This window comes from Antarcticirhabdus aurantiaca (assembly GCF_009765365.1).
GTDB lineage: Bacteria > Pseudomonadota > Alphaproteobacteria > Rhizobiales > Rhizobiaceae > Antarcticirhabdus > Antarcticirhabdus aurantiaca.
Genome location: NZ_VTOM01000012.1, coordinates 36105 through 50064, shown reverse-complemented (window position 1 = coordinate 50064; position 13960 = coordinate 36105). Strand labels below are relative to the sequence as shown.

Sequence of the window (13960 nt, the reverse complement as noted above, 5' to 3'; positions counted from 1 at the left end):
AAGGCCGGGGCTCGGCGCGCTCACGACGCGCCCGCCTCCCGGCGCTGGCCGCGCCGGGCGTAGGCCTCGATCCGGCCGAAGAGGAGGTTCGAGCCGAGGGTGAGGAGGAGGTAGAGAAGGCCCGCGGCGCAGAAGAACAGGAAGTAGGCCTTGGTCGCGCCCGCCGCCTGACGCGTCGCGAGCGTCAGCTCGGTGAAGCCGACGACGGCGAGAAGCGCGGTGTCCTTCGTGGCGATGAGCCAGAGGTTGGACAGGCCCGGAATCGCGTGGGCGAGCATCGCCGGCAGGACGATGCGCCGCGCGAGCAAGCGCTCCGACATGCCGAAGGCGCGGCCGGCCTCGACCTCGCCCGCCGGCACCGCCTGGATCGCGCCGCGGATCACCTCGGTCGAATAGGCGCCCTGGACGACGGCGATCACGAAGACGCCGGCGGCAAAGCCGCTGAGCTCGACCGGCCCGGCCCCGAACAGGGCGAAGGCCCGGTTCAGGAGGTCGCCTCCGGCATAGTAGAGAAGGACGATCAGGACGAGCTCCGGCACCGCGCGAACGAGCGTGGTGTAGCAGGCGAGAAGGTCGCGGACGACCGGCCCGCCGTTCAGCTTGCCGAGCGCGCCGGCCATGCCGATCAGGAGGCCGCAGCCGAAGCCGCCGACAGCGATCTGGATCGAGGCCCAGAAGCCGGCCAGGAGGGTCATGCCCCAGCCGGGCGGCCAGGGCGAGAGAAGTTCGAGGCCGCTCGGCACGGATCGCGTCCTGGTTTGCCGGCTCAGCTCCCGTAGATGTCGAAGTCGAAGTAGGGCTTGGCGATCGCCTCGTAGGTGCCGTTGTCGCGGATCGCCTTGATCGCGGCGTTCAGCTTCTCCTTCAGCGCCTCGTCGCCCTTGCGCAGGCCGAAGCCGACGCCGGGACCGAGGACGTCGACGTCCGGCGCGACGTCGCCGGCGATCTTGCAGCAGGCCGAGCCGTCGGGCGAGGACAGGAAGGCGTCGAGCGCGATCTTGTCGGCCTGGGTGGCGTCGATGCGGCCGGCGACAAGGTCCTGGTTGGCCTCGTCCTGCGTCTGGTAGACCTTGATCTCGGCGTCCGTGAAGTGCTTGCGGGCATAGGCCTCGTGGACGGTCGAGACCTGGACGCCGACGATCTTGCCGGCGAGGCCCGCGGGGCTGGCGTCGAAGTCGGCGTCCTTGGCGGCGGCGACCGAGGTCGGCGTGTTGTAGTACTTGTCGGAGAAGTCGATCGTCTGCTGACGCTCGGCGGTGATCGACATCGAGGCCGCGATCATGTCGATCTTGTTCGAGGTCAGCGCGGGGATGATGCCGTCCCAGGACACCGGCGTGATGACGCAGTCGAGCTTGGCCTCGGCACACACCGCCTTGGCGAGGTCGACCTCCCAGCCCGTCCAGTTGCCCGATGCGTCGGGCGAGGCGAAGGGCGGGTAGGGCTCGGCGGCGATGCCGACGCGCACCTGCTCCTGCGCGCCCGCGCCGGCGGCGAGCCCCAGGAGCGCCGCGCCGGCGAGAAGAACGATCGACCTCAAGGTGGCTTTCATCGGCGACTTTCCCGTTCAGCTTCGGATCAGTGGATGGACTGGATGAAGCGCTTGAGGCGCTCCGACTTCGGGGCGCCGAAGACGGCGTCCGGCGGCCCCTCCTCCTCGACGAGCCCGCCATGGAGGAAGACGACGCGGCTCGCGACTTCGCGGGCGAACTTCATCTCGTGGGTGACGAGGATCATGGTGCGCCCCTCCGCGGCCAAATCGCGGATGACGGCCAGCACCTCGCCGACGAGTTCGGGATCCAGCGCGGAGGTCGGCTCGTCGAACAGCATCACGTCCGGCTGGATGGCGAGTGCCCGCGCGATCGCCGCGCGCTGCTGCTGGCCGCCGGACAGGAAGGCGGGATAGCTGTCGCGCTTGTCGTAGAGGCCGACGCGGCGCAGCAGCGCCTCGGCGCGCGCGCGGGCTTCGTCCTTCGGCACTTTCAGGACATGGATCGGCGCTTCGACCACGTTGCCGATCAGCGTCATGTGCTGCCAGAGATTGAAGCTCTGGAAAACCATGGCGAGGCGCGTGCGCACCCGCCGTACCTGCGCGCCGTCGGCCGGCGTCAATCCGCCATGCCCGTCGCTTTTCAGCTTCAGAACCTCGCCGTCGATGGCGATCTCGCCGCTCGTCGGGGTCTCCAGGAGATTGATGCAGCGCAGAAGCGTCGACTTGCCCGATCCGGATCCGCCGATCACCGCCACGACCTCGCCACGCCCGGCCCGGAGCGACACCCCCTTCAGCACCTCGAGCGCGCCGAAGCGCTTGTGAAGGCCGGTGACGGCGACGGGTATGGGGTCCGCGGTTGAGACCGGGGCCATGGCTGCTCCGCTGCTCCGAGTGCCTGCCCAAATCGCGATCAGGCACCCCATTTGCCGGATTAATGCACTTGCGCGAAGCGGATGCAATCGGCCATTTTCACTTCGGTGAAACGGGGAGATCTCTGATGGACGTCGCGCTTCCGCTTTTCGGTGCCCAATCGATGGCCGCGCCGCTGCGCCGCGTGCTGATGCGCCGGCCGGGCGCGAGCCTGTCCGGGGCGGATCCGAAGGCTTGGCATTACGGGGCGGGCTTCGACGGTGCGAAGGCGATCCGCCAGCACGCCGCCTTCGCGGAGCTGGTGGCGGCGAGCGGCGCCGAGATCCTGTGGGTCGAAGACGAGGGCGATGGCCTCGCCGACGCCGTGTTCACGCACGACCCCTCGCTGGTGACCGAGAGCGGGGCGGTGATCTTCGCCATGGGGAAGGCTCTGCGCCGGCCCGAGCCCGCGCTTCACGAGGCGGCCTATGCCAAGGCCGGCGTGCCGATCCTCGGCCGGATCGAGGCGCCGGGCACGGTGGAGGGCGGCGACTGCGTCTGGCTCGATGCGCAAACGCTCGTCGTCGGCCGGGGCGTTCGCACCAACGAGGCGGGGATCGTGCAGCTGCGCGCGATTTTGTCGCCGCTCGGCGTCGAGGTGCTCGGCTTCGACCTCCCCTTCTGGCAGGGCGAAGAGGCCTGCCTCCACCTCATGTCGGTGATCAGCCCGCTCGCCGACGACCTCGCCCTCGTCCACGCGCCGCTCCTGCCGGCACCCTTCTGGCAGCTCCTGCGCGCCCGCGGCATCCGGCTCGTCGAGGGCGACCCTCAGGAGTTCGCCGAAAGCTTCGGCCTCAGCCTCAACGTCCTGCCGCTGAGCCCCCGCGACCTCGTCGCCGTCGCCGGTTTTCCGAAGACCCGCGCCGCCATGGAAGCGGCGGACTGCCGCGTTTCGACCTTCGAGGCCGACGCCCTCTGCATCGCCTGCGAGGGTGGCCCGACCTGCCTGACGCGGCCCGTCCTGCGCGGGTGACGGCGCGGGTCACCTTCATTCTGGTGAATACCGCCGCCGCTAGACGCCGCGTTCTCGTGGCAAACCGTGCAACTCAGGCCGGATGCCGCTCACCTGCGTGAAACGAAGGAAGATCTCATGTCGAGCCTCGCCACGGCGACAAACACCGCGCCCGCGGCATCCATGTCCGACGCGGAATGGCGGACGCGCGTCGAGCTCGCCGCCTGCTACCGGCTCGCCGCCCATTACCGGATGACCGACCTCATCTACACGCACATCACGGCCCGCGTGCCGGACGAAGACGGCCGCTTCCTGATCAATCCCTACGGCCAGCGCTGGGAGGAGATCACGGCCTCCTCGCTGTTGAAGATCGACGTCGACGGGAACAAGGTGGACGGGTCGGCGGCGCGGGTGAACCCGGCCGGCTTCACCATCCATTCGGCCGTTCATCGGGCCCGGCACGACGCGGCCTGGGTCATGCACACGCATACCCGCGCCGGCGTGGCCGTGGCCTCGATGGAGGAGGGTCTCCTGCCGCTGAACCAGACCTGCCTGCAGTTCTACGACCGGATCGGCTATCACGACTTCGAGGGCATCGCGCTCGACCACGAGGAGCGCGAGCGGATCGTCGCCGATCTCGGCTCCCATTCCGCCCTGATGCTGCGCAATCACGGTCTTCTTACCGTCGGGCGCACCGCCGGCGAGATGTTCAACGCCATGTTCTATCTGAACCAGTCCTGCGAGATCCAGGTCGCGACGCTGTCCATGGGGCGGCCGGTGCGCCTCGTGCCGGCCGACATCGCCGCCAAGGTCGGCCGGCAGTTCGACCAGATGGCCTATGACGACGGCGACCTTCTGCTCGAATGGGCGGCGCAGATGCGGCTCGTCGAGTCCCTCGACCCCTCCTATCGGAGCTGAGTGTTCCGTGGTGAGCCGGCGATGCTCACCACCCTCAATAGGTCGGCGGCGTGATCGCCCAGACGAGCTTCAGCGGTTCCGCGCCGGTGTTGCGATAGCGGTGGGGCTCGGTGGAAGCGAAGGCGAAGCTGTCGCCGGCCTTCAGGTGGTAGCGCCGCTCCGACACGAAGAGCTCCATCTCGCCTTCGAGCACTAGGCCCGCCTCGGCACCCTCGTGGGTGTAGGCTTCCGGGCCGCTGCCCGAGCCGGGCTCCAGCGTGCAGTGGAGAAGCTCCAGCGGCCCGTCGAGGTCGGGCACAAGGAGCTCGTCGACGAGGCCGAGGCTCGGCATCTCGATGCGGCGTCGCTTGTCCGCTCTGACGACGACGCGGCCGTCCTCGTCGTCCGGGCCCCGCTCCTCCTCGCCGCGGAAGAACCAGCCGATGGTGACGCCCATGGTCCTGGCGATGGCCTGGAGCTGGCGGATCGTCGGCGTCGAAAGCCCGCGCTCCACCTGACTGAGATGCCCGACGGAGAGGCCGGCCTGCTCGGCGACCTCCGACAGCGTCATCCCCTTGCGCCGACGCAGGTCGCGCATCTTCGGCCCAAGGGCGTCCACCGGATCCTCGCCGGCGCCCACCGCGGGGCCGTCATGCTGATCGAGGGCTTCGGCGATCTCGGCGCGCGGATGCTCCACGGGACGCTCCGTTTTTCACGTCCGTGAACCTTATGCCCAGGGGCCGCCGCGAGGCAAGCGAGGCGGCGGGACCCTACACCGGCTCGCCGACCCGCCGCCCCGCCGCGGCCGGCACCGCCAAGGCGCCGTGGTCGCGCGCGAGCGCTTCGAGCCGCGCCGCCATGGCCTCGCCCGCAGGGGCGGCCCGGCCGCTCGCGGCGTCGACGTGGAGGAGGAGGTGCTCGCCCGTCGCCACCACGGTGCCGGTGGTCTCGTTCGAGATCGTGTGGAAGAGCTTCAAGCGCTTGGCGTCGGCGGCGAGCACCTGCGTCTCGACCGCCAGCACGTCGCCCTCACGTGCTTGGCCGAGGTGCCGGATGTGGCTTTCCACCGTGTAGAAGCTGTGGCCGCCCGCGACGTAGTCCTTGTCGAGGCCGAGCTTGAAGAGAACCGCGTCGGTCGCGTCGCCGAGCACCTGGAGGTAGCGGAACTCGGTCATGTGGCCGTTGTAGTCGATCCAGTCCGGCGAAACGCTCGCGCGGTGCAGCCGCAGCGGCTCGGCCTTGGTGTCGCCCTCGCCGCCGCGCAGCCGCGCCTCGTAGGCGTTGAGCAGCTCGCCCGCGCCCCAGCCGGCGCCCTTCTGCGAGCGGGCGAGCGATCGCATGATCGAGACGAGGTTGTCGTCGCGGATGCGCTCCAGCTCGCGGATCGACAGGCCGCGCGCCTGCGCGTCGGACTGCTCCGCGATGGTGTCGACGAGTTCGTCGGTCAGCTCCGGCACGTCGGTCAGCTTCGTCCAGGGCCATTGGAGGCATGGGCCGAACTGCGCCATGAAGTGGCGCATGCCCGCCTCGCCCCCGGCGATGCGGTAGACCTGGAAGAGGCCCATCTGGGCCCAGCGCAGGCCGAAGGAATAGCGGATGACGTCGTCGATCTCCTCGACCGTCGCGATCCCGTCCTTCACCAGCCACAGCGCCTCGCGCCACAGCGCTTCCAGGAGCCGGTCGCCGACGAAGGCGTCGATCTCCTTGGCGATCACGATCGGCTTCATGCCGAGCGAAGCGTAGAAGGCCCGCGCCCGCTCGACGGCCTGCAGTGCCGTCTTCTGCCCGCCGACGAGTTCGACCAGGGGCACGAGGTAGACGGGGTTGAAGGGATGGGCGACGAGCAGGCGCTCGGGATGCGCCATCGGCGCCTGGAGTTCGGTCGGAAGCAGGCCCGAGGTCGAGGAGGCCACGAGGACGTGCGGCGGGGCCAGCGCGTCGATCTGAGCGAACAGCCTCTGCTTGAGATCGAGGCGCTCGGGGGCGCTTTCCTGGACGAAGTCGGCGCCGGCCAGCGCCTCCTCCAGGCTCGCGCGGAAACGCAGGCGGCCCGGCGCCGGCTTCGGTCCCTCGATCAGACGGGCGAAGGCGCGGCGGGCGTTATCGAGGAGACCGCCGAGCTTGCGCTCGGCCTCGGGGTCCGGGTCGTAGACGTCGACGTCGATGCCGTTCTGGAGGAAGCGGGCGACCCAGCCGCCGCCGATGACGCCGCCGCCGACGACTGTGACCTTGCGGATGTCGGTCATGGCTCTCAGCCCCTCTTCTCGAGCTTCAGCTTCGCCCGCGTCTCGGCGGGGCTCAGCACCTTGGCGCCCATGCCCTCCAGCGTCTGCTTGGCCGCCACGACGAGGTCGCCGTTCGACGCCAGCACGCCCTTGGCGAGCCAGAGATTGTCCTCCAGCCCGACCCGCACGTTGCCCCCGGCGAGCGCGGCGAGCGCGGCGTAGGGCAGCTGGTTGCGCCCGATCGAGAAGGCCGAGAAGACCCAGTCCTTCGGCAGGTTGTTGACCATCGCCATCAGGGTCCCGATATCGTCCGGCGCGCCCCAGGGAATGCCCATGCAGAGCTGGACGAGCACCGGCCCGTCGAGGAGCCCCTGCGCGTGCAGCCACTTGGCGAGGACGAGATGGCCGGTGTCGAAGACCTCGATCTCCGGCCGCACGCCGAGGTCGCGGATCTGCCGGGCCATCTCCTTCAGCATGGCCGGCGTGTTGGTCATGACGTAGTCGCCCTCGCCGAAGTTCATCGTGCCACAGTCGAGGGTGCAGATCTCCGGGCGAAGCTCGGCGACGTGGGCGAGGCGCTCGGTGGCGCCGGCCATGTCGGTGCCGTCCTTGGCGGGAGGAAGCGGCTGCTCGACGGAGCCAAGCGTCAGGTCGCCGCCCATGCCGGCGGTGAGGTTGAGGATGACGTCGGTGCCGGACTCGCGGATCAGCCGCACCGCCTCGCGATAAAGGGCGACGTCGCGCGCGCCCTTGCCCGTTTCGGGATCGCGCACGTGGATGTGAGCGACGGCGGCGCCCGCCTTCGCCGCCTCGATCGAGGCCGCGGCGATCTCGGCCGGCGTCACCGGTACCTTGTCGGACCGTCCCGCCGTGTCGCCGGCCCCCGTGACGGCGCAGGTGATGAAGACCTCGCGGTTCATGGCGAGCGACATGGGGTGCCTCCTCTTCGGTCGATGTCGAGGCGCAGAGTGGCGCGCGGCGCGACCTTGAGCGATACCGATTGCGAAGCCGGTGAAACAGTTCGCGCATGGTCCCGTCGATCTTCCGCCCCGATCCAGCAGTGCTCGTGCTCGACATCCTCGTCCTGCCGGGCTTCTCGCTCCTCACGCTCGCCTCGACGGTGGAGCCGTTGCGCGCGGCGAACCGCCTCGCCGGCCGCCCGCTCTTCCGATGGCGCCTGGTTTCGCCGGACGGCGCCGAGGTCCCCGCGTCGAGCGGCCTGCGGCTCGGGGTCGACGCAGCCTTCGATCCGGCGGAAACGGCGGCCGAGGCCCTTCTCGTCGTCGCGGCCTTCGATTGGGAGAGCGCGGCGGGTCCGCCCCTTCTCGCGGGCCTGCGGGCGCTCGCCCGGCGCGGCATCGCGCTCGGCGGCATCGAGGCGGGCACCTGGGTTCTCGCCAAGGCCGGCCTCCTGGCGAATCGCCGCGCGACGACGCACTGGGAGGACTTCGAGGCCTTCGCCGCGGCCTTTCCACAGGTTTCGCTCGCTGTCAGCCGCTTCGTCGTCGATGGCGACCGCTTCACCACCGGCGGCGCCTCGCCGGCCCTCGACCTGATGCTGGAGCTCATCCGCGCGCGGCAGGGTCAAAGCCTCGCGCTCGGGGTCGCCGGCATCTTCGTCTACGACCCGCGCCATGCCGGCGAGGATCCGCAGGCGAGCCTTTCGCTGGCGCGGTTGGCCGCCCGCGAGCCGCGGGTGGCGGCCGTGCTCCAGGCGATGGAAGCGCGGATCGAGCGTCCGCTCTCCGTGGCCGCGCTCGCCAAGCGTGCCGGCCTGTCGCGGCGCCGTCTGGAAACGCTGTTCCGCGAACTCTTGAACCTGTCGCCCGGCGAGGCCTTCGAGCGGCTGCGGCTGGAGCATGGCCGGCGACTTGTGCTTGAAACTCGCGACGAGATCGCGTCTGTTGGCCAGGCATGCGGATTCGGGTCGGCATCCGCCTTCGCGCGCGCCTTCCGGCGCCGCTACGGCGAGAGTCCGACGCAGGCAAGACGGGCCCGCCGGGAGGGCACCTCATAGAAGAGCGCGAACGCTGCGACGACCCAGCAAGGATCGTTTCGGCGGCAGGATTCTATAGTCTTGATCATGCGATGATCAAGACGCGATCATCACAGCATCGGCAACTGGAGCGCCGCCCGCAGTTCTCAATATTTGCATGCGACACCGCATGTCGCAAAAATATGTTCTGCGGCAAACTTCCGCGCGCTAGCCTCGATGATAGAAATCGCGCAGCATTCTTCGACACGCCGGCGGGGGTCGGCGCGGATCATCGCACGCTTCGCGGCCGGGGCAGGAGTTTTCGAACATGAGCGATTTCACGAAGCATCTCGGCCACGAGGTCCGGCGCGGCGGCATGAGCCGGCGCGAGTTCATGGGCCGCGCGCTCGCCGCCGGCGTCAGCCTGACGCTCGCCTCGCAGCTCTACGCCACCAGCGCGGCGGCGCAGGAGCCCCAGCGCGGCGGCGCGCTCAAGCTCGGCCTCGAAGGCGGCGCGGCCACCGACGTGCTCGACCCGGCCAAGGCGCTCTCGCAGGTCATGTTCGTGGTCGGGCGCAACTGGGGCGACACGCTGGTCGAGTCCGACCCGCTCTCCGGCGCGGCCGTTCCCGCGCTGGCCGAGTCCTGGGAGCCCTCCGCCGACGCCAAGACCTGGACCTTCAAGATCCGTCAGGGCGTCACCTTCCACGACGGCAAGGCGCTCACCGTCGACGACGTCGTCGCCACCCTCAAGCGCCACACCGACGAGAAGTCGGAATCGGGCGCGCTCGGCGTCATGCAGACCATCGGCGACATCAAGGCCGATGGCGGCAACCTCGTGATCACGCTCGCCGAGGGCAATGCCGACCTGCCGCTGCTCCTGTCGGACTACCACCTCATCATCCAGCCGAACGGCGGCAATGACGATCCCAACAAGGCGGTCGGCACCGGCCCCTTCAAGCTCGCCAGCTTCGAGCCGGGCGTGCGCGTCACCTTCGAGAAGAACCCGAACGACTGGCGCCAGGACCGCGGCTACGTCGACTCGGTCGAGATCATCGTGATCAACGACGCCACCGCGCGCGTCGCCGCCCTGTCCTCGGGCCAGGTCCACTACGTCAACCGCGTCGACCCGAAGACCGTGTCGCTCCTGCAGCGCGCGCCCACCGTCGAGGTGCTCACCACCTCCGGCCGCGGCCACTACGTCTTCATCATGCACTGCAACACGGCGCCCTTCGACAACAACGACCTGCGCCTCGCGCTGAAATACGCCATGGACCGCGAGGCCATGCTGAAGACGGTCCTGTCGGGCTACGGCAAGATCGGCAACGACTTCCCGATCAACGACACCTACGCCCTCTTCCCCGAAGGCATCGAGCAGCGCGCCTACGATCCGGACAAGGCGACCTTCCACTACAAGAAGTCCGGCCATTCCGGTCCGGTGCTGCTGCGCACCTCCGACGTCGCCTTCCCCGGCGCGGTGGACGCCGCCGTTCTCTACCAGCAGACCGCGCAGAAGGCCGGCATCACCATCGAGGTGCGCCGTGAGCCGGGCGACGGCTACTGGTCGAACGTGTGGAACGTCCAGCCCTTCTCCACCTCCTACTGGGGCGGGCGGCCGACGCAGGACCAGATGTATTCCACGGCCTACTACTCCAAGGCCGACTGGAACGACACGCGCTTCATCCGGCCCGACTTCGACAAGCTCCTCCTGGAGGCGCGCGCCGAACTCGACGAGGCCAAGCGCAAGGACATGTACCGGACGATGGCCACGATGGTCCGCGACGAAGGCGGCCTCATCCTGCCGATGTTCAACGACTTCGTGAACGCCGCGCAGAAGCGCGTGAAGGGCTACGTCCACGACATCGGCAACGACATGTCGAACGGCTACGTCGCGACCCGCGTCTGGCTCGAAGCCTGATGGCCGCAGTGCCGGGTTCATCCCAGAACCTCGACGGGACCGCGCGCCTGCCGGCGGGCGATCCCCTGGCGGTGCCCGGCGCACCCGGCAGCCTTCTCGTCTCGGTCGACCCCGCGGTGCCCGGCACCGCGGGAAAGCGCCCGGCGCTCGGCCGCTTCGCCGCCCGCCATCCGCTGGCGGCGATGATCCTCCAGCGGCTCGGCATCTCCTTCCTGCTTCTGATCGCCGTCTCGGCCGTCCTGTTCATCGGCGTCGAGGCACTGCCCGGCGATTTCGCGCAGACCTATCTCGGCCAGTCCGCCACGCCCCAGGCGGTGGAGAACATCCGCCGCGACCTCGGCCTCGACCAGCCGGCGGCGACCCGCTACTTCGCCTGGCTCGGCAATGCTCTGACCGGCGATTTCGGCACCTCCTGGGCGAGCCGCAACTCGATCACCGAGCAGGTCGGCCGGCGCCTGGGCAACACGCTGTTTCTCGCCTTCTTCGCCGCCCTGATCTCCGTGCCGCTCGCCGTCGGCCTCGGCATGATCTCCGTGCTCTACCGCGACCGCATCGCCGACCGCCTCGTCAACGTCTTCTCGCTCGCGGCGATCTCGCTGCCCGAGTTCTTCATCGGCTACGTCCTGATCTTCGTCTTCGCGATCAACTTCGGCGTGGTGTCCTTCCCCTCCACCGTCTTCGACGGCATGCCGTTCCTCGACCGGCTGGAGGCGATCGCGCTGCCTTGCGCGACGCTCGTCCTCGTGGTCCTCGCCCACATGCTGCGCATGACGCGGGCCGCGATCCTCAACGTCATGGAAGCGCCCTATATCGAGACGGCGGAGCTGAAGGGCCTGTCGCGCGCCCGCACCATCCTGCGCCACGCCGCGCCCAACGCCCTCGCGCCGATCATCAACGTCGTCGCCCTCAACCTCGCCTATCTCGTCGTCGGCGTCGTCGTGGTGGAGGTCGTCTTCGTCTACCCCGGCATCGGCCAGTACATGGTGGACGCCGTGACGGTGCGCGACATGCCGGTGGTTCAGGCCTGCGGACTCCTCTTCGCCGCCATCTACATCTTCCTCAACATGGCCGCCGACATCCTGGCGATCCTGTCCAATCCCCGCCTGCGGCATCCCAAATGAGGCCCGCCCGATGAACTGGCGCTCCGTGCCCTTCAGCGCCTGGATCGGCATCGCCGGGCTCGCGATCGCCTTCGGCTGCGCCGTCTTCGCGCCGTTCATCGCGCCTTACGGCGAGAGCGAGATCGTCGGCGGCGTCTGGGAGCTGCCCGCCTGGAGCGGGGGCACGTTTCTCCTGGGTACCGACAATCTCGGGCGCGACCTCCTGTCCCGCCTGATCTACGGGGCGCGTACGACGATCTTCGTCGCGGCCGCCGCAACGCTCCTCGCCTTCTCCTTCGGTGTCCTCCTGTCCTTCACGGCGGCCGTGCTGAAGGGCTGGACCGACCAGGCCCTGTCGCGCCTCAACGACCTGATGATGGCGATCCCGACCCTCATCTTCGCCCTCGTCGTCCTCGCCGTCCTGCCCCAGCAGCTCTGGATCCTGATCCTCGTCATGGCGGTTCTCGATTCGACGCGCGTCTTCCGCCTCGGCCGAGCGGTCGCGACCGACATCGTCGCCATGGACTTCGTGGAAGCCGCGCGGCTTCGCGGCGAGCGGACCTCCTGGATCATCTTCCGCGAGATCCTGCCCAACGCCCTGTCGCCGCTTCTGGCCGAGTTCGGCCTGCGCTTCGCCTTCGCGATCCTGTTCCTGTCGACGCTGTCCTTCCTCGGCCTCGGCATCCAGCCGCCGGCGGCCGACTGGGGCGGCATGGTCAAGGACAACAAGGACGGCATCATCTTCGGCGTCTCGGCGGCACTCATCCCCGGCACCGCGATCGCCTTCCTCGCGGTCTGCGTGAACCTCGTCGTCGACTGGCTGCTCAACCGCACCGCCAGCCTCAAGGGAGGGCGCGCCTGATGGCCGAGGACCTGCTTCGCGTCCGCGACCTCAAGATCGAGGCCGAGATGCACACGCCCGGCGAGACGGCGCGCATGCTCACCATCGTCGAGGGCGTGTCCTTCGATCTGCCCAAGGGCCGCGTCCTCGGCCTCATCGGCGAGTCCGGCGCCGGCAAGTCGACCATCGGCCTTTCGGCGCTCGGCTACGGCCGCGGCTCGGTGCGCATCACCGGGGGCGAGGTGACGCTCGGCGGCACGCAGCTCGTCGGCCTATCGCAGCGCGGCCTCCGGCGCCTTCGCGGCGCCAAGGTCTGCTACGTCGCCCAGTCCGCAGCCGCCGCCTTCAACCCCGCCTTCCGGCTCGGCGACCAGATCGTCGAGGCGGCCCTCAAGCACGGCATCCTGACGCGCGCGCAGGCCCACGAGCGCGCCGCCGGCCTGTTCCGCACCCTCGGCCTGCCCGATCCCGAGAGCTTCGGCCGGCGCTATCCGCATCAGGTCTCGGGGGGCCAGCTTCAGCGCGCCATGACCGTCATGGCCCTCCTGCCCTCCCCCGACCTCATCGTCTTCGACGAGCCGACCACCGCGCTCGACGTCACCACCCAGATCGACGTCCTCGTCGCCATCAAGCGCGCGATCGAGGAGACGCACACGGCGGCGATCTACGTCACCCACGACCTCGCGGTCGTCGCCCAGGTCGCCGACGACATCATGGTGCTGCGCCACGGCAAGACGGTGGAATATGGACCGGTCGCGCAGGTGATGGAAAGCCCGCGCGAGGACTACACCCGCCGCCTCGTCTCCATGCGCCACCGCGAGAAGCCGCAGGCTCCCGACCAGAGCGACCGGCTCCTCACCGTCGACCACGTCGAGGCCGGCTATTCCGCGGTGAAGGTGCTCGACGGCGTGTCGCTGCACCTGCCCAAGGGCCAGACGCTGGCCGTCGTCGGCGAGTCGGGCTCGGGCAAGTCGACGCTCGCCCGCGTCATCACCGGCCTGCTTCCGCCGCGCCACGGGCGGATCACCTTCAAGGGCCGCGAGCTGCCGGCCCGGCTCGACGCGCGCTCCAAGGAGCAGCTGCGCCAGATCCAGATGATCTACCAGATGGCCGACACGGCCATGAACCCGCGCCACACGATCGGCGACATCCTCGGCCGGCCGCTGACCTTCTATTTCGGGCTGCGCGGCGCAAAGAAGGCGACGCGGGTGAAGGAGCTTCTCGGCGCAATCGAGCTGCCCGAGCACTTCGCCGGCCGCTACCCGGCGGAGCTCTCGGGCGGGCAGAAGCAGCGCGTGGCGATCGCCCGCGCGCTCGCCGCCGAGCCGGAAGTGATCCTGTGCGACGAGCCGACCTCGGCGCTCGACCCGCTGGTGGCCGACGGCATCCTGAAGCTCCTCCAGAAGCTCCAGGCGGAGACCCACGTCTCCTACCTCTTCATCACCCACGACATCGCCACCGTGCGCGCCATCGCCGATTCCGTGGCGGTCATGCATCGCGGGCGCCTCGTGCGCTTCGGGCCGAAGGATCAGGTGCTCTCGCCGCCCTTCGACGACTATACCGACCTTCTCCTGAAATCGGTGCCGGAGATGCGCATCGGCTGGCTGGAAGAGGTGCGCGACGCGCGCCGCATGGCCGCGGCCGGCAACTAGGA

General features: G+C 69.5%; 13 protein-coding genes. 7 read left to right on the top strand and 6 right to left on the bottom strand.

The annotated features are described in order from the left end of the window. Positions 1-20: 20 nt before the first annotated feature. The 3 genes from FZN60_RS15170 to FZN60_RS15160 all read right to left on the bottom strand — a co-directional run bounded on the left by FZN60_RS15170 (position 21) and on the right by FZN60_RS15160 (position 2361). Positions 21-695, bottom strand: a complete 675-nt coding sequence (locus tag FZN60_RS15170; protein WP_158874443.1) for an ABC transporter permease — start codon at positions 693-695, stop codon at positions 21-23. A gap of 71 nt (positions 696-766) precedes the next feature. After that, entirely contained in the window at positions 767-1549 is a 783-nt protein-coding gene (locus tag FZN60_RS15165) for a transporter substrate-binding domain-containing protein (RefSeq protein ID WP_158874342.1), read from the bottom strand. Between the two features lie 26 nt (positions 1550-1575). Beyond that, complete coding sequence (locus FZN60_RS15160; RefSeq protein WP_158874341.1) at positions 1576-2361, bottom strand: ABC transporter ATP-binding protein; 786 nt, start codon at positions 2359-2361, stop codon at positions 1576-1578. A 161-nt stretch (positions 2362-2522) separates the two neighbouring features. Between FZN60_RS15160 and FZN60_RS15155 the strand changes: the two genes are divergently transcribed. Both FZN60_RS15155 and FZN60_RS15150 read left to right on the top strand, forming a co-directional pair. Then, positions 2523-3371 (top strand): dimethylarginine dimethylaminohydrolase family protein, encoded by an 849-nt coding sequence (locus FZN60_RS15155; protein ID WP_158874442.1) that lies wholly within the window; start codon positions 2523-2525, stop codon positions 3369-3371. Positions 3372-3488: 117 nt separating this feature from the next. Continuing rightward, positions 3489-4268: a class II aldolase/adducin family protein gene (locus tag FZN60_RS15150; protein ID WP_158874340.1), complete on the top strand. Its 780-nt coding sequence runs from the start codon at positions 3489-3491 to the stop codon at positions 4266-4268. Positions 4269-4302: 34 nt separating this feature from the next. On the opposite strand, the gene FZN60_RS15145 is transcribed toward FZN60_RS15150, so the two are convergent. From FZN60_RS15145 to FZN60_RS15135, 3 genes are all read right to left on the bottom strand, one after another. After that, positions 4303-4944 (bottom strand): cupin domain-containing protein, encoded by a 642-nt coding sequence (locus FZN60_RS15145; protein ID WP_246726830.1) that lies wholly within the window; start codon positions 4942-4944, stop codon positions 4303-4305. Positions 4945-5017: 73 nt separating this feature from the next. After that, a complete protein-coding gene (locus FZN60_RS15140) occupies positions 5018-6493 on the bottom strand; it encodes a carnitine 3-dehydrogenase (protein WP_158874339.1) in 1476 nt (491 codons plus the stop codon). A 5-nt stretch (positions 6494-6498) separates the two neighbouring features. Then, positions 6499-7404: a beta-keto acid cleavage family enzyme gene (locus FZN60_RS15135; protein WP_158874338.1), complete on the bottom strand. Its 906-nt coding sequence runs from the start codon at positions 7402-7404 to the stop codon at positions 6499-6501. A 95-nt stretch (positions 7405-7499) separates the two neighbouring features. Here FZN60_RS15135 and FZN60_RS15130 point away from each other — a divergent pair, with 95 nt between their 5' ends. The 5 genes from FZN60_RS15130 to FZN60_RS15110 all read left to right on the top strand — a co-directional run bounded on the left by FZN60_RS15130 (position 7500) and on the right by FZN60_RS15110 (position 13958). Next, the gene (locus tag FZN60_RS15130) at positions 7500-8489 is read left to right on the top strand and encodes a GlxA family transcriptional regulator (protein WP_158874337.1); all 990 of its coding nucleotides are present in this window, start codon (positions 7500-7502) and stop codon (positions 8487-8489) included. Between the two features lie 286 nt (positions 8490-8775). Then, entirely contained in the window at positions 8776-10365 is a 1590-nt protein-coding gene (locus tag FZN60_RS15125) for an ABC transporter substrate-binding protein (RefSeq protein WP_158874336.1), read from the top strand. Continuing rightward, a complete protein-coding gene (locus FZN60_RS15120; protein WP_158874335.1) occupies positions 10365-11486 on the top strand; it encodes an ABC transporter permease in 1122 nt (373 codons plus the stop codon). The genes FZN60_RS15125 and FZN60_RS15120 overlap by 1 nt, the downstream gene beginning before the upstream one ends. Positions 11487-11496: 10 nt before the next feature. Continuing rightward, entirely contained in the window at positions 11497-12327 is an 831-nt protein-coding gene (locus FZN60_RS15115) for an ABC transporter permease (RefSeq protein WP_158874334.1), read from the top strand. Then, positions 12327-13958 (top strand): ABC transporter ATP-binding protein, encoded by a 1632-nt coding sequence (locus FZN60_RS15110; RefSeq protein ID WP_158874333.1) that lies wholly within the window; start codon positions 12327-12329, stop codon positions 13956-13958. Before FZN60_RS15115 ends, FZN60_RS15110 begins: the two co-directional genes overlap by 1 nt. Positions 13959-13960: the final 2 nt, after the last annotated feature.